The 15,608-nt window shown below is 70.2% G+C and carries 14 protein-coding genes; 8 read left to right on the top strand and 6 right to left on the bottom strand.

The window, feature by feature from the left end; all coding sequences use genetic code 11:
• Positions 1-191 precede the first annotated feature (191 nt).
• The 3 genes from ENE75_RS23035 to ENE75_RS23045 all read left to right on the top strand — a co-directional run bounded on the left by ENE75_RS23035 (position 192) and on the right by ENE75_RS23045 (position 2,441).
• Positions 192-1,067, top strand: a complete 876-nt coding sequence (locus ENE75_RS23035) for a carbohydrate ABC transporter permease (RefSeq protein ID WP_128201130.1) — start codon at positions 192-194, stop codon at positions 1,065-1,067.
• Between the two features lie 7 nt (positions 1,068-1,074).
• The gene (locus ENE75_RS23040; protein WP_375138507.1) at positions 1,075-1,893 is read left to right on the top strand and encodes a carbohydrate ABC transporter permease; all 819 of its coding nucleotides are present in this window, start codon (positions 1,075-1,077) and stop codon (positions 1,891-1,893) included.
• Positions 1,894-1,967: 74 nt separating this feature from the next.
• Positions 1,968-2,441, top strand: coding sequence for an Lrp/AsnC ligand binding domain-containing protein (locus ENE75_RS23045; RefSeq protein ID WP_128201132.1), 474 nt, complete (start codon positions 1,968-1,970; stop codon positions 2,439-2,441).
• Between the two features lie 36 nt (positions 2,442-2,477).
• On the opposite strand, the gene ENE75_RS23050 is transcribed toward ENE75_RS23045, so the two are convergent.
• The 3 genes from ENE75_RS23050 to ENE75_RS23060 form a co-directional block, all read right to left on the bottom strand.
• A complete protein-coding gene (locus tag ENE75_RS23050; protein ID WP_158289062.1) occupies positions 2,478-5,024 on the bottom strand; it encodes a putative bifunctional diguanylate cyclase/phosphodiesterase in 2,547 nt (848 codons plus the stop codon).
• A 161-nt stretch (positions 5,025-5,185) separates the two neighbouring features.
• Entirely contained in the window at positions 5,186-7,345 is a 2,160-nt protein-coding gene (locus tag ENE75_RS23055) for a S8 family serine peptidase (RefSeq protein WP_158289063.1), read from the bottom strand.
• 212 nt (positions 7,346-7,557) lie between these two features.
• Positions 7,558-8,250, bottom strand: coding sequence for a YggS family pyridoxal phosphate-dependent enzyme (locus tag ENE75_RS23060; protein ID WP_128201137.1), 693 nt, complete (start codon positions 8,248-8,250; stop codon positions 7,558-7,560).
• Positions 8,251-8,292: 42 nt separating this feature from the next.
• Between ENE75_RS23060 and ENE75_RS23065 the strand changes: the two genes are divergently transcribed.
• The 3 genes from ENE75_RS23065 (at position 8,293) to ENE75_RS23075 (ending at position 11,587) form a co-directional block, all read left to right on the top strand.
• The gene (locus ENE75_RS23065; protein ID WP_128201139.1) at positions 8,293-9,336 is read left to right on the top strand and encodes a type IV pilus twitching motility protein PilT; all 1,044 of its coding nucleotides are present in this window, start codon (positions 8,293-8,295) and stop codon (positions 9,334-9,336) included.
• A gap of 99 nt (positions 9,337-9,435) precedes the next feature.
• Positions 9,436-10,635 carry a PilT/PilU family type 4a pilus ATPase gene (locus ENE75_RS23070; RefSeq protein WP_128201141.1) on the top strand — a complete coding sequence of 400 codons (1,200 nt, stop codon included), beginning with the start codon at positions 9,436-9,438 and terminating at the stop codon, positions 10,633-10,635.
• Between the two features lie 46 nt (positions 10,636-10,681).
• Positions 10,682-11,587, top strand: coding sequence for an NAD(P)-dependent oxidoreductase (locus ENE75_RS23075; protein ID WP_128201143.1), 906 nt, complete (start codon positions 10,682-10,684; stop codon positions 11,585-11,587).
• A 24-nt stretch (positions 11,588-11,611) separates the two neighbouring features.
• Here ENE75_RS23075 and ENE75_RS23080 read toward each other — a convergent pair whose 3' ends face one another.
• Genes ENE75_RS23080 through ENE75_RS23090 form a run of 3 tightly spaced genes read right to left on the bottom strand, consistent with a single transcriptional unit; the run spans position 11,612 to position 13,233 of the window.
• Entirely contained in the window at positions 11,612-12,238 is a 627-nt protein-coding gene (locus ENE75_RS23080) for a BON domain-containing protein (RefSeq protein WP_128201145.1), read from the bottom strand.
• On the bottom strand, positions 12,235-12,771 hold the full coding sequence (locus ENE75_RS23085; protein ID WP_445677792.1) for a phosphoheptose isomerase family protein: 537 nt from the start codon (positions 12,769-12,771) through the stop codon (positions 12,235-12,237). Before ENE75_RS23085 ends, ENE75_RS23080 begins: the two co-directional genes overlap by 4 nt.
• Positions 12,772-12,828: 57 nt before the next feature.
• Positions 12,829-13,233 (bottom strand): YraN family protein, encoded by a 405-nt coding sequence (locus tag ENE75_RS23090; RefSeq protein ID WP_128201149.1) that lies wholly within the window; start codon positions 13,231-13,233, stop codon positions 12,829-12,831.
• Here ENE75_RS23090 and rsmI point away from each other — a divergent pair.
• Together rsmI and tldD are read left to right on the top strand one after the other, a co-directional pair.
• A complete protein-coding gene (rsmI, locus tag ENE75_RS23095; RefSeq protein WP_128201151.1) occupies positions 13,226-14,137 on the top strand; it encodes a 16S rRNA (cytidine(1402)-2'-O)-methyltransferase in 912 nt (303 codons plus the stop codon). The two genes, ENE75_RS23090 and rsmI, sit on opposite strands and share 8 nt — an antisense overlap.
• Positions 14,138-14,146: 9 nt before the next feature.
• The gene (gene tldD, locus ENE75_RS23100; RefSeq protein ID WP_128201153.1) at positions 14,147-15,607 is read left to right on the top strand and encodes a metalloprotease TldD; all 1,461 of its coding nucleotides are present in this window, start codon (positions 14,147-14,149) and stop codon (positions 15,605-15,607) included.
• The last annotated feature ends 1 nt before the right edge of the window (position 15,608 follow it).

Here is a 15,608-nt window from a genome sequence, read left to right on the forward strand (position 1 = left end):
CGGAGGGCGGGTCTGGCCTGGCGCGAGGTAAAGGAGGAGGCAAGCGCCCTGCGCGAGCCGGGGGACAGGAGCGCCAGGCCAGACCCGCCCTCCGTGGCCTGCGCCAATGCAAACGGACAAAGGTCCAACGTCCGCTCCGGGTCGCAATCCGACGTTCACCCGCATTGCCGATGCACCATGGTCAGCGTCACATGACCGACCGCCGCCACGCCATCATCGGCTGGCTGCTGCTGCTGCCGGCAGCCGCCCTGCTGGCCGCGTTCACGCACTGGCCGGCGCTGGCCACGCTGTGGCACAGCCTGTACACCACGCCCAAGCCCAACCGGCCGGCCCGCTTCGTGGGGCTGGAGCACTACCGGCTGCTGGCCGAGGACCCGGTGTTCCTCACCGCGCTGGTCAACAACGCCTGGTATGCGCTGGGCACCATCGTGCCGTCCATCGCCCTGGCCATCGTGATGGCACTGTGGGTCAATCGGGCGCTGGCCGGGCGCGGCCTGCTGCGGCTGGCCTACTTCACGCCCACCGTGCTGCCGATGATCGCGGTGGCCAACATCTGGCTGTTCTTCTACACGCCCGACTACGGCCTGCTCGACCAGGTGCGCGGCTGGTTCGGCGCCGGCGCGCACAACTGGCTGGGCTCGAAGGAGACCGTGCTCGGCGCCGTGATCGCGGTGGCGGTGTGGAAGGAGGCCGGCTTCTTCATGATCTTCTACCTGGCGGCGCTGCAGCAGCAGTCGCCGGAACTGCGCGAGGCCGCGGCACTGGAGGGCTGCAGCCGCTGGCAGTTCTTCTGGCGCGTGACCTTCCCGCTGCTGATGCCGACCACGCTGTTCGTGCTCATCAATGCCGTCATCAACGCCTTCCGGCTGGTGGACCACATCGTGGTGATGACGCGCGGCGGGCCGGACAACGCCAGCTCGCTGCTGCTGTACTACATCTACGAGACCGGCTTCAAGTACTGGGACGCCGGCTACGCGGCGGCCCTGACGGCCGTGCTGCTGGCCATCCTGGCGGCGCTGGCGCTGCTGCAGTTCGGCGTGCTCGAGCGGCGCACGCACTACCAGTGACCCGCTGATGCTGCACCCCACCCGCCTGGACACCGCGCTGAACACCCTGGGCGCCTGGCTGCTGGCGCTGCTGTGGGTGCTGCCACTGGCCTATGCCGTGTGGTCGGCCATCCACCCCACGGCGTACTCGGCGCGCTTCGAGCTGCTGGCGCCGCTGACGCTGGAGAACTTCGGCGCCGCCTGGGCCGCCGCCCCCTTCCCGCGCTACTTCCTCAACACCTTCGTGCTGGTGGGCAGCATCCTGGCCGGGCAGCTGGTGCTGTGCACGCTGGCGGCCTATGCCTTCGCGCGCTTCCGCTTCCCGGGCCGCGACCTCGCCTTCGCCCTGGTGCTGGTGCAGCTGATGGTGATGCCCGACGTGGTGCTGGTGGAGAACTACCGCAGCATGCACGCGCTGGGCCTGGTGGACACGCTGGGCGCGATGGCGCTGCCCTACGTGGCCTCGGCCTTCGGCATCTTCCTGCTACGCCAGACCTTCAAGACCGTGCCCACCGAACTGGAGGAAGCGGCGCGCATCGAGGGCTGCGGCAGCTTCGGCGTGCTCTGGCGCGTCTACGTGCCGCTGGCCAAGCCGGTGTACCTGGCCTATGCGCTGGTGTCGGTGAGCCACCACTGGAACAACTTCCTGTGGCCGCTGGTGGTGTCCAACTCGGTGGAGACGCGGCCGCTGACGGTGGGCCTGTCGGTCTTCGCCGGCACCGACCAGGGCATCGACTGGGCCATCATCAACGCCGCCACGCTGATCTCCAGTGCGCCGCTGCTGGTGGCCTTCCTGCTGTTCCAGCGGCAGTTCGTGCAGAGTTTCCTGCGTGCCGGCATCCGCTGACGATGTCTCGGCCACGCGACGACTAGGCCGACGATGCTGCGGAGATCGGGGCCGGCGATGGAGAATCGCCCGCCATGGACGACGCTGCCCGCCCGATCGACAAGATCGACCGCCGCATCCTGCGCGTGCTGCAGGCCGACGGCCGCATCAGCAACCTCAAGCTGGCCGAGGCGGTGCACCTGTCGCCCACGGCCGTGCTAGAGCGCGTGCGGCGGCTGCACCGCGACGGCTACATTCTGGGCTACGAAGCGCGGCTGAATCCGGCCAAACTGGGCGCCGGGCTGCTGGTGTTCATCGAGGTGCTGCTCGACCGCACGGTGCACGACGTGATGGACACCTTCAAGGCCGCCGTGCAGTCGCGCCCGGAGATCCTGGAGGCGCACCTCGTGGCCGGTGGCTTCGACTACCTGCTCAAGACGCGCGTGGCCGACATGGCCGCGTACCGCGAGTTCATCGGCAGCGTGATCTGGACCCTGCCGGGTGTGCGCGAGACGCGGACGTACGCGGTGATGGAGGAGGTCAAGCACAGCGCGCAGCTGCCGCTGTGACACGGGCGGCGGGTGGTCAGCCCGCACCGGCCCTGGTCAGTGCACCGTCAGCGCCGAGTCGCTGAAGCCGGTGGGCGTGAAGCGTGCGAAATCCGACGGCCGGGCGTCCGGCCCGGGCCAGCGCCGCTCGACGGCGACCACGGCCGAGGCCGCCTCCGGGCTCAGCGGCCTCGCCAGCAGATAGCCCTGGCCCAGGCCGCAGCCCAGTGCGCGCAGCTGCGCCAGCTGGTCCGGCGTCTCGATGCCCTCGGCGATCACGGTCTTGCCCAGCGCATGGCCCAGCGTGATCACGGCCTTGACGACCTCGGCGTCGCTGGTCTGGTCCTGCAGGCGCTGCACGAAGCTGCGGTCGATCTTCAGGCTGGTGATCGGCAGGGTCGACAGATAGGCCAGCGACGAATAGCCGGTGCCGAAGTCGTCCACCGACAGGCCCACGCCCAGTTCGCGCAGCCGGCCCATCACGTCGAGCGCGTTGTCCAGCCGCTGCATCAGCGTGCTTTCGGTGATCTCCAGCGTCAGCTGCCCGGGCTCCAGCCCGTTGCTGAGCAGCGCCGCAGCCACCTGGGAGACGAAATTGGCACGGCACATGTCGGTGCCCGAGACGTTGACGTGCAGCCGCGGACGGGCATGGCCCGGCGGCAGGTCGCGCTCGAAGGCGCGCAGCTGGGCGCAGGCGTGGCGCAGCACCCACTCGGTGAGCTGGCCGATCAGCGCCGATTCCTCGGCGATCGGGATGAAGGTGGACGGCGGCACGGCCCCGCGCTCCGGATGCTGCCAGCGCACCAGGGCCTCGAAGCTGTCCACGCGGCCGGAGGCAAGGTCGTAGATCGGCTGGAAGGCCAGGCTCAGCTGCTGCTGCTCCAGCGCACGGCGCAGGTCGCGTTCCAGGTTCACCTGCGACGCCAGCTGGGCGCGCAGGCTCGCGTCGAACAGCGCCGTGCGTGCGCGCCCGGCGGCCTTGGCGCGGTACATCGCGATGTCGGCGTCGCGCAGCACGTCGCCCGGCGTCTCGTAGCCGACGCTGCTGAAGGTGATGCCGATGCTGGCGCTGCTGGTGACCTCGGTGCCGTCCAGCGCATAGGGCTTTGCCAGCACCTGCTGCAGCCGCTCGGCCATCGCGAGCAACGCAGACTCGTCGCCCAGGTTGTCCACCAGCACGGCGAACTCGTCGCCCCCCAGCCTGCCGACGGTGTCGCAGGGCCGCACCTGAGCCTGGATGCGCTTGGCCACCTGGGTCAGGAAGCGGTCGCCGGCACTGTGGCCCAGCGTGTCGTTGATGAGCTTGAAGCGGTCGAAGTCGAGGTACATCACCGCGAAGGCGTAACCCGGCTCGCGGTGGCCGCGCTCGATGGCCTGCGCGAGACACTGGCCGAAGCGGATGCGGTTGGCCAGCGCCGTCAGACCGTCGTGGTAGGCGATGTGCTGCAGCTGCGCCTCCGCCTGCCGGCGTGCGGTGATGTCCTGAACCTGCAGGATCAGGCAGGGTTCGGCCGCGTCGTCGTCGGCGAACTGGCCGCTGTGCAGGGCCACGTGCAGCGCCCGGCCGTCGGTGGGCACGCAGCGGAGCTCCACCGTGGCATCGCTGCCACGTGGTGAGCCCACGTCGCGCCACTGCCGCTGCAGCAGGTCCACGTCCTCGGGGTGGACGACCGACTGGAACGGCCGCCTGAGCAGGGTGGCCTCGTCGCTGCCCAGCAGCGCGCACAGCGCGGCGTTGACCTGCAGCACCCGGCCATCGGGCTGCACCAGCGCCATGCCGATGGCTGCGTGCGAGAAGGCGCTGTGGAAGCGCTGCTCGCTGGCCCGCAGCGCCTGCAGGTGGCGGGCCGCCTGCTCGGCTTCACGCTCGGCGGCCTCGATGCGCAGACGCTGGGCCTCGTCGTCCGACTCGCGCTGGCGGAAGTGGTAGTGCAGCATCACCAGCAGCACGATGATGATGGGCACCGCGCCGGCCATCACCCCGATGCCGGTGGTGCGGAAGGCCAGGTACAGCAGCCCGGCGATCAGCGCGCTAGCCGCGTAGCTGGTGCCGACCCAGCCGAAGCTGGAGAAGAACGCACGCATGTCCAGCCGCTGGCGCGCCTTGAGATGCAGCACCAGCGTGATCAGCAGCATGTTCTGCACGAAGTGCGCCACCGCGAAAGCCATCGCCAGCACGAGCACGGAGGCTTCGCCGATGGCGCCTGGCGGGAGCGCGTCGATGCACACGTGCAACGCCGTGCCCATGACCAGCATCGACAGGGCCGACGCTGCCGGGCTGACGATGCGGCTGGTCCAGCGCTTGGACGTGCGCAGGGCACCGACACCGGTTTCGCAGGCGGCGGCGAGCACGGCAGCCTCCGGCCCGTAGACGAGCAGCACCAGAATGATGAAGATCTCGCCGGCAGCGAACGAGTTGTTCGAGCCCGGGATGCGCACCGGAAACAGGCCCGCCAGCATGGTGACCACACACCCGGCCAGCACCTGCAGGCCCAGGGCCCCCGGCAAGGCGGCGACGCGAAAGACCGACCACAGCAGCGCCGAAGCGCCCAGCGCCACCACGCACCACCAGTAGACGGTGGCCGGGCGGTTGTAGTCCGGCATCAGCGCAGCATGCAGCCGCCGCCAGGGCGCAGCCGGCAGAGGCTCGGGGGCGGCGGGCGGCTGTGCTGACATGAATCGCGGGCCCAGAAAGGAAACGGGGTGCCGGTCTATCGGCACCCCATGGTCTCGCTTGAGTGAGGACTGCGGCTGTCCGCCCAGCGTCAGGGCTGCCCCTCGCTGAGGATCACGCCTTCGCTGAGGATCACACCCTCGCTCAGGATCACGCCTTCGCTGAGGATCACGCCTTCGCTCAGGATCACCCCTTCGCTGAGGATCACGCCCTCGCTGAGGATCACACCACTGCCGGAGATCAGCGCGCCCGAGACGATGTCTGCACCGGCAAACACGCTTTGCGTGCCGGTCAATGCGGTGCCGAGTACCACACCGCCGCTGAGCAGTGCGCCGCTGGTGAACGGCACCGTTCCGAAGCTGCGCGGCACGGTGTTGGCCGCCACGGTACCGCTGGCGGGCCAGTAGCCGATCGAGATGCGCTCGACCTTGCCGTTGGCCCAGACCACGCGCGGGTCCCAGATGGCCTGGTGGTAGCGGAACAGCGAACTGTGCGACGCGATGTGCGAGCCGCCTACGAAGGCCATGCGGCTCCAGTTGAAGCTCTGCCCACCCACCGTGCTCGTCGGGAAGGCCGGCATTGATGTGGCCAGCAGCGAATCGCCGACCTGAAGCGTGCCTGTGGCGATGCGCTGGGCGATGTCGGGGCGCAGCGACTTGGCGATGCGCACCGCACCGTCAAGGTTCAGCAGGCCCGCGCCCTGTTCGGCCAGGGCCGCACCCGGCAGCGGCTGCGCCGTGAACTGCAGCAGCGCCTTGACCAGGGGCGGCGTCAGCCCCGGGTTGGCCTGCAGCAGCACCGCCGCGGCACCGGCGACCACCGGCGCGGAGACCGACGTGCCCGAGAGGTACATCAGATTGCGGTCGCTGCCCTGCAGGGCGCCCAAGCCCGCCGTCAGTGCCGGGTAGTCGCGCGCCAGCTTGTTCCAGGTGCCGTTGGTGGCCACGGCGGCAGCGCCGACGATGCGGTTGCCCGGCGCCACCAGGTCCGGCTTCATCAGGTTGTCGATGCGCACGCTGCCGTTGGTCAGCTCCAGCGCACCGCGCGTGGGACCGCGCGAACTGAACAGGTTGACGGTGTCGTCGCCACGCGCCGTCGTGCCCCGCATGTGGGTCGACCCCACGGTGATCACCGACGGATCGTGGCCCGGCGAGCCGATGCTGCCGAAACGCAACCGGCCGGCCGTCGCGCGGCCGTAGTTGCCGGCCGACACCACCACGGTGAGACCGGCGGCCGTGGCGGCCCGGGCCGCACGCGCCAGCGGGTCGGTCTCCCACGACTCCGTGGAATCCGACGCCAGGCTGAGGTTGACGACGCGGATGTTGTAGCGCTTGGCGTTGTAGATCACCCAGTCCAGGCCGCCGAGCACGTCGGCCATCGTGCCCTGGCCGTCGTCGCCCAGCACCTTGACGTCGACGATCGACGCACCCGGCGCCACACCGGCGGTGCCCTTGACCAGGGTGGTGGCCCGCCCGGCCGCGACCGCGGCCACGTGCGTGCCGTGGCCGTGACGGTCCGCGTCGGCGTTGCTGCCGTTGTCCACCGCCGCCTCGAAGGCCTCTCGCGCCAGCGAGCCCGGGGCGAAACCGGAGGCCATCAGCGCCATGGTGCCTGAACCGACCAGATTCACGCTCTTGACGACACGGCTGTTGCCATTGGCGTCGCTGAACGCTGCATGGCGGCGCATCACGCCAGAGTCCAGCACCGCGATGCCCACGCCGCTGCCGTCCAAGCCCCAGCCCGGGAGCAGCGACAGGCTGTCGACACGGACCGCCGAGGTCAGGGCGCCGGTCGTGAGTTCGAGGTCGCTGCCGGCGCGTGCCGTCACGCGGTTGGGCGACACCGAGACGACGTCGTCGCGCGCCTCCAGGCGGCGCAGCGCGCGCGCCGGCATCGTCACCGACAGGGCGCGCACCGACGCGAAGCGGGCGTGCACCGTGCCGCCGGCGCGCTCGATGAAACGCTGCAGCGCCTTGAGTTCCGGATCGTTCGAGTCGCTGACCACCACGGCCTGCACCATGCGCCTGCCGTTCTTCTTCTTCTCCCAGCGGTGGCGCAGGGGTGCGTCGTCGCGTGCGTCGAGGGCCGGCGCCAGGTCGCGGGCGAACTTGCGATGCTTCTTGGCCTCCCGAGCGGCGTCGGCGTGTGCCGTGACACCGGCGGCCAGCAGCAGCGAGGCCATCAGCCAGCTGAGCTTCTGCTTCAGGCGACGGCGTTCGATCAGCACGATGAACGGGGTCAGCACGGTCATTCTTGTTTCCTTTCCCACCGCTCGGCCCGATGTGGAGCGAGTGGGCGCGATCATCTGAAATGCCCCTTGTTCTGGGGTCATCTCACATTTGGAAACGTGAACGATTGGGCGTGAAAAGGCACGCCGGCCTGCGTGAATTTTTCCTCTCGGCCGCTCAAGCCAAAACTTGAGGGCGATGTTCGTGAAGGAATTCCGTGCGCGGCCGCGCGACCTCAGGCCTCGCGCCGGCCGAAGATGGCCGTGCCCACGCGCACCATCGTCGAGCCCTCGAGCACGGCCGCCTCCAGGTCGTCGCTCATGCCCATCGACAAGGTGTCCAGATGCAACCCTTGTTCAGCCAGGGCCGTGGCGAGCTCGCGCAGCGCGCGGTGGGGCAGGCGCTGCACCGCCACCGTGTCGGCCGGCGCCGGGATCGCCATCAGCCCGCGCAGGTGCACCCGCGACGCAGGCAGTGCGGCCACGGCGGCGGCCAGCGCCGGCACCTCCGCCGGCGCCACGCCGCTCTTGCTGTGCTCACCACTGACGTTGACCTGCAGGCACAGCTGCAGCGGCGGCAGGTGCGCCGGGCGCTGGTCGGCCAGGCGCTGGGCGATCTTCAGCCGATCCACCGAATGCACCCAGTCGAAGGCCTCGGCCACCACACGGGTCTTGTTGCTCTGCAGCGGGCCGATCAGGTGCCACTGAAGCGGCAGGTCGCGCAGCGCGGCCATCTTGTCCAGCGCTTCCTGCACGTAGTTCTCGCCAAAGGCACGCTGGCCGGCGGCGGCGGCCTCGCGCACCGCGTCAGGGCCCTGGGTCTTGCTCACCGCCAGCAGCGTGACGCTGTCGACACCGCGGCCCGCCGCGATACAGGCGGATGCCAGCCGCGCCTTCACTTCTTGTAGCCTGATGCCGATGCTGCTCATAATCCCCCGAGCTTAAGGGCGCCTGCCCGCGCCCCATCCTGCATGGACATCACCCAGCTGCTGGCCTTCTCGGTCAAGAACAAGGCGTCGGACCTGCACCTGTCGGCCGGGCTGCCGCCGATGATCCGCGTGCACGGCGACGTGCGCCGGATCAACGTCGAGGCGCTCGACCACAAGATGGTGCACGACATGGTGTACGACATCATGAACGACGCCCAGCGCAAGCACTACGAGGACACGCTCGAGTGCGACTTCAGCTTCGAGATCCAGGGCCTGGCGCGCTTCCGCGTCAACGCCTTCAACCAGAACCGCGGCGCCGGCGCCGTGTTCCGGACGATCCCGAGCAAGATCCTCACGCTCGAGCAGCTCAACTGCCCGAAGGTGTTCGCCGAGCTGGCGCTCAAACCGCGCGGGCTGGTGCTCGTCACCGGCCCCACGGGTTCGGGCAAGAGCACCACGCTGGCGGCCATGGTCAACCACCTCAACGAGACCGAGTACGGCCACGTGCTGACGGTGGAGGACCCGATCGAGTTCGTGCACGAGAGCAAGAAGTGCCTGATCAACCAGCGCGAGGTCGGGCCGCACACGCTGTCCTTCAACAACGCGCTGCGCTCGGCGCTGCGCGAGGACCCGGACGCGATCCTGGTGGGCGAGCTGCGCGACCTGGAGACCATCCGCCTGGCGCTCACCGCGGCCGAGACGGGCCACCTGGTCTTCGGCACCCTGCACACCAGCAGCGCGGCCAAGACCATCGACCGCGTGGTGGACGTCTTCCCGGCCGCCGAGAAGGAGATGGTGCGCGCAATGCTGTCGGAATCGCTGCAGGCGGTGATCTCGCAGACGCTGTGCAAGACCAAGGACGGCAGCGGCCGCGTGGCGGCGCACGAGATCATGGTCGGCACGTCAGCGATCAAGAACCTGATCCGCGAGAACAAGATCGCCCAGATGTATTCGGCCATCCAGACCGGCCAGAACCTGGGCATGCAGACCCTGGACCAGAACCTCGCCGACCTGGTGCGGCGCAACGTGATCGCGCCGGCGGAAGCCAGAGCCAAAGCGAAGATTCCAGAGAATTTCCCTGGGTAAGGCTGGACATGAAACCCTGCCTGCGCAGGGTTTCGTGCCTGCCGAACCGGCCGAGCTCTGCGAGGCCGTGGGCGCGCAGTCAACGATAGGATTCCCCGCATGGAACGCGATCAGGCTTCGAAATTCGTCAGCGACCTGCTGCGCCTGATGGTGGCGCGCAACGGCTCCGACCTGTTCCTGACCGCCGAATTCCCGCCGGCGATCAAGGTCGACGGCAAGGTCACCAAGGTCAGCCCGCAGCCGCTGACCGGCCAGCACACGCTTCAGCTCGCGCGTGCGGTCATGAACGACAAGCAGGCCGCGGAGTTCGAGCGCACCAAGGAGTGCAACTTCGCGATCGCGCCGCAGGGCGTGGGGCGCTTCCGCGTCAATGCCTTCATGCAGCAGGGGCACGTCGGGCTGGTGTTCCGGACGATCCCGCAAACGCTGCCGACCATCGAGAGCCTGAACCTGCCGCGCGTGCTCAAGGACGTGGCGATGACCAAGCGCGGGCTGTGCATCTTCGTCGGTGCCACCGGCTCCGGCAAGAGCACCTCGCTGGCCGCCATGGTGGACTGGCGCAACGAGAACTCCTACGGCCACATCATCACCATCGAGGATCCGGTGGAGTTCGTGCACCCGCACAAGAACTGCATCGTCACCCAGCGCGAGGTCGGCATCGACACCGACGGCTGGGAACAGGCGCTGAAGAACACGCTGCGTCAGGCCCCCGACGTGATCCTGATGGGCGAGATCCGCGACCGCGAGACCATGGAGCACGCGGTCGCCTTCGCCGAGACAGGCCACCTGTGCCTGGCCACGCTGCACGCCAACAGCGCCAACCAGGCGCTGGACCGGATCATCAACTTCTTCCCGGAAGAGCGTCGCCAGCAGCTGCTGATGGACCTGAGCCTGAACCTGCGCGCGCTGGTGTCGCAGCGGCTGATGCCGCGCGAGGAGGGCCGCGGCCGGATCGCCGCGGTGGAGATCATGCTCAACACCCCGCTGATCGCCGACCTGATCTTCAAGGGCGAGGTCGCCGAGATCAAGGAGCTGATGAAGCGCAGCCGCGAGCTGGGCATGCAGACCTTCGACCAGGCGCTGTTCGACCTCTACGAGAACGGCAGCATCAGCTACGAGGATGCGCTGCGCAATGCCGACAGCGTCAACGACCTGCGGCTGCAGATCAAGCTCAACAGCCAGCGTTCGCGCAACACCGACCTTGCGGCCGGCACCGAGCACATGAGCATCGTCGGCATGAAGGCCGAGGACCTGGGCGAGCCGCCCAAGCGCCGCACCACCGACCAGCGGCCGGCCTGAGCCACACGGCGGGGCGCCCGGGCGGCGCTCCGCCTAAGATCGGGGCATGAACGCCCCTGCCCCCCGCACCTACGACTCCGTTCCTGCACGCCGCGTGGCCTTTCTCGGCCTGGGCGTGATGGGGTATCCGATGGCCGGCCACCTGGCCCGCGCCGGGCACCAGGTCACGGTCTACAACCGCACCGCCGCCAAGGCCGCGGCCTGGGTGGCCGAGTATGGCGGCGCCAGCGCGCCCACCCCGGCAGCGGCGGCGCAAGGCGCCGACATCGTCTTCGCCTGCGTGGGCAACGACGACGACCTGCGCGCGGTCACGCTGGGCGCCGACGGTGCTTTCGGCGCGCTGGCCGCCGGTGCCATCTTCGTCGACCACACCACGGCCTCGGCCGCCATCGCGCGCGAACTGCATGCCGCCGCGCAGGCCCGCGCCGCACACTTCATCGACGCCCCGGTCTCCGGGGGCCAGGCCGGCGCCGTCAACGGCGCACTGACCGTGATGTGCGGGGGCGATGCCGAGCCCTTCGACACCATGAAGCCGGTGGCCCTGGCCTTCTCGCGCGCGGTCACCCGCATCGGCGACGCCGGCGCCGGCCAGCTGGCCAAGATGGTCAATCAGGTCTGCATCGCCGGCCTGGTGCAGGGCCTGTCGGAGGCCATCGCCTTCGGCCAGCGCGCCGGGCTGGACATGCCGCTGGTGCTCGACGTCATCGGCAAGGGTGCGGCCCAGAGCTGGCAGATGGACAACCGCGGCAAGACCATGGTCGAGGACAAGTTCGACTTCGGCTTCGCGGTGGACTGGATGCGCAAGGACCTCGGCCTGGTGATGGACGAGGCGCGGCGCAACGGTGCCCAGCTGCCGGTGACGGCGCTGGTGGACCAGTTCTATGCCGAAGTGCAGGCCATGGGCGGTCAGCGCTGGGACACGTCCAGCCTCATCCGCCGCCTGCGCAAGTAGGCCGGGGCCGGCCCCGGCCGCCGGCTACTTTGCCGCCGGCGTCATGCGCGCCAGCTCTTCTTCGCTGATCAGCTCGAACACGCGCACCACCTTCACCACGCCGGGCACCCGGCTGGCCAGGTCGGCCGCACGTGCGGCTTCGGCCTCGGTGACGCGGCCCATCAGATAGACATTGCCGCGCTCGACGACCACCTTCACGGCGTTGGCCGCCACGTCCTTGGCATCGACGAAGCTGGCCTTGACCTTCAGGCCCAGCTGCAGGTCGTTGGCGCGCGAGGTGGTGGAGCTGTTGCCGGCCACCGTCAGCTCGTTGACCACCGATTTCACGTTCTCCACCCGGGCCAGCGACTCTTCCACCCGGGCGCGCTGGGTCTCGTCGGGCACCTCGCCGGTGAGCAGCAGCATGCGGTTGTAGCTGGTCACGTTCACATGGCCCAGCGTGGCCAGTTCCTTGACGCGGTTGCCGGCCTTGAGCTCGATGCCCTGGTCCTCGACCTGGGCGCCGGTGGTGCGGCGGTCGGTGGCCACGAGCACGCCGCCGACCATCGCGCCGCCGACGATCAGCGGGGCACAGCCGGGCAGCGCCGTGAGTGCGCCCAGCGCGAGCAGGGCGGCAGCCAGCGGCCGGCCTCCGTGACGGGGGAAATTCATGCGGGGTCCTGTTCTCCAAGCAGTTGCACATCGATGCCGTCGACCAGCGCATGCAGCATCAGCAGATGCACCTCGCGCACGCGCGCCGCGCGCTCGTGCGCCACGGCCAGCAGCACGTCGGTCTCGGCCAGCGCATGGCGCCAGGCCGGCGCGGCACCGGTGAAGGCGATGACCGCCATGTCCTGGTCGTGCGCCGCCTCCACCAGGGCCTGCGCCGCCGGTGCCGCGAGCAGGTCGTCGAACAGCAGCAGCAGGTCGCCGGGGTGGCCCAGCGCCCTCAGCGGCGTGGGGTCGGGCGCGATGGTCAGCGCAGCCAGCGGCGGCCGCTCGCGCTCGAATCCGCGGACCAGCAACGAGGCCGCGTGCGCGGCCAGCGGCCCGCCCACGGTCAGCAGCTTGCCCCCGCCGGTCAGGCAGCCCACACAGGCCTGCAGCGCCTCGCCCATGGGGCGGCCCAGGGGCTCGGCCACCTGGTAGAGCAGGTCGGCGCAGTCGAAGAAGGACTGCTGCAGGCGCGGTTCGAGCATCGGCATCGAGTGTAGGACACCGGTCGGACACGGCCGGTTCCGTGGTGGGCCGGACGCGCTGTTTCAGCCGGTGACATCGAAGGCACCGGGCAGCCACTCGAGCCGGTCGCCGTCGATGGCCACCACGTCGAAGCGGCAGGGTGGCGGCGACGCGTATCGCCGCAGGAAGTGCTGGGCCGCCAGCACCAGGGCACGCTGCTTGGCGGCACCCACGCTGGCGGCCGCACCGCCCTGGGCCAGGCTGCGGCGGGCACGCACCTCGCAGAAGACCAGGGTGCCGTCGGGCGCGCGCAGGATCAGGTCGACCTCGCCGCCGCGTGCCCGCGGCCCGCGCGCCACCCGATAATTGCGCTCCACGAGCGTCAGCCCCTGGCGCTGCAGATGCGTCAGCGCGCGGACCTCGGCCGCGTCGCCCGTCGCCTTCGTGCTTCCAGCCCTGCCGAACGCCCCGCCGAACGCCTTGAACACCTCGCCCTCCCTGCTGCTGCAGGCCGCCGAACAGGCCGCCGGCGGCCAGACCCTGCCCACCGGCGCACTCTACGTGGTGGCCACGCCGATCGGCAACCTGGCCGACCTGACGCTGCGCGCCATCCATGTGCTGGCGCTGGCCGACACCGTGGCCTGCGAGGACACCCGCGTCGGCGGCGCACTGCTGCAGCACCTGGGACTGCGCAAGCCGCTGCTCCCGCTGCACCAGCACAACGAGGCCGCGGCCGCGGGGCACGTCATCCACCGCCTGGCGGCGGGTGAACGCGTGGTCCTGGTCAGCGACGCCGGCACACCGGCCGTCAGCGACCCCGGTGCGCGGCTGGTGGCCGCGGTGGCCGCCGCCGGCCATCGCGTGCTGCCCATCCCGGGCCCCAGCAGCGCACTGGCCGCACTGAGCGTGGCGGGCGATGCCACCGCCACGGCCTTCATGTTCCAGGGCTTCCTGCCGGCCAAGGGCCGCGAGCGCGAGGCGGCGCTGGCCGCGGTGCTGGCGGCGCCGGGCGCGCAGATCCTGTTCGAGGCGCCGCACCGCATCGAGACCCTGGCCGCGGCCCTGGCGGCGGCCGCGCCGATGCGCACCGTCACCCTGTGCCGGGAGTTGACCAAGCAGTTCGAGACCGTGCACACGGCCCCGGCGGGCGACCTGCCGGCCTGGCTCGCGGCCGACGCCAACCGCCTGCGTGGCGAGTTCGTGCTCGTGCTGCATGCGCTGCCGCCAACGGCGGGCGACGACGACATCGACCCGGCGGCCCTGCGCGCCCTGGACGTGCTGCAGCGCGAGCTGCCGCTGAAGCAGGCCGTGGCGCTGGCCGCCGAGATCAGCGGCGCCCCGCGCAACGCGCTCTATGCCCTGGCGCTGTCACGGAAGCAGGGCGAAAACTAGAATCTGCCAATGAAGCGCGAACCCACGATCGAACGGCTGGCGATCGCCCAGTCGCTGATGCTCGAACCCTTCGGGCTGTCGGAATCCTCGCTGGCGCAGGCGCTGGCCACGATCCGCGAGCACCGCGTCGACGACGCCGACCTCTACTTCCAGACCACCCGCCACGAGGGCTGGAGCCTGGAGGAGGGCATCGTCAAGAGCGGCAGCTTCAGCATCGACCAGGGCGTGGGCGTGCGCGCGGTGGCCGGCGAGAAGACCGCCTTCGCGTATTCCGACGACCTGTCGGAATCCTCCTTGATGGACGCCGCCCGCACCGTGCGCACCATCGCCGCGGCCGGCCAGCAGCGCCGCATCAAGGTGCCCGCGCGCACGAAGCCAGCCGCCAGCCGCGTGCTCTACGCCCCCACCGACCCCATCGGCACGCTGGACAGCGCCAGCAAGGTGGCGCTGCTGGAAAAGGTGGAGAAGATGGCGCGCGCCAAGGACCCGCGCATCGTGCAGGTGATGGCCAGCGTGGCCGCCGAGCATGACGTGGTGCTGATCGCGCGCGCCGACGGCACGCGCGCCGCCGATGTGCGGCCGCTGGTGCGCGTGAACGTCACCGTCATCGCCGAGCAGGCCGGCCGCCGCGAGGTGGGCTCCGCCGGCGGCGGCGGACGCTTCGGCCTGGGCTACTTCCAGGACGCGGTGCTGCAGTCCTACGTGGACCAGGCGGTGGACGCGGCGCTGACCAACCTGGACAGCCGCCCCGCGCCGGCCGGCGAGATGACGGTCGTGCTCGGCCCCGGCTGGCCCGGCGTGCTGCTGCACGAGGCCGTGGGCCACGGCCTGGAAGGTGACTTCAACCGCAAGGGCAGCAGCACCTTCAGCGGCCGCGTCGGCCAGCGCGTGGCGGCCAGGGGCGTGACCGTGCTCGACGACGGCACCATCGCCGACCGCCGTGGCAGCCTCAACATCGACGACGAGGGCGCGGCAACGCAGCGCAACGTGCTGATCGAGGACGGCATCCTTCGCGGCTACATGCAGGACAGCCTCAACGCGCGCCTGATGGGCGTCAAGCCCACCGGCAACGGCCGCCGCGAGAGCTACGCCCACCTGCCGATGCCGCGCATGACCAACACCTACATGCTCGGCGGCGACCGCGACCCGAAGGAGATCGTCGCCAGCCTCAAGCGCGGCATCTACGCCACCAACTTCGGCGGCGGCCAGGTCGACATCACCAGCGGCCGCTTCGTCTTCAGCGCCAGCCAGGCCTGGTGGGTGGAGGACGGCCAGCTGAAGTACCCGGTCAAGGGCGCCACGCTGATCGGCAACGGCCCTGAAGCCATGAACCGCGTCAGCATGATCGGCAACGACCTGCAGCTCGACACCGGCGTCGGTGTCTGCGGCAAGGAAGGCCAGAGCGTGCCGGTGGGCGTGGGCCAGCCGACGCTGCGCATCGAGAAGCTCACGGTCGGGGGCACGGCCTGAA

This window comes from Rubrivivax albus, from assembly GCF_004016515.1.
Taxonomy (GTDB): Bacteria; Pseudomonadota; Gammaproteobacteria; order Burkholderiales; family Burkholderiaceae_C; genus Rubrivivax; species Rubrivivax albus.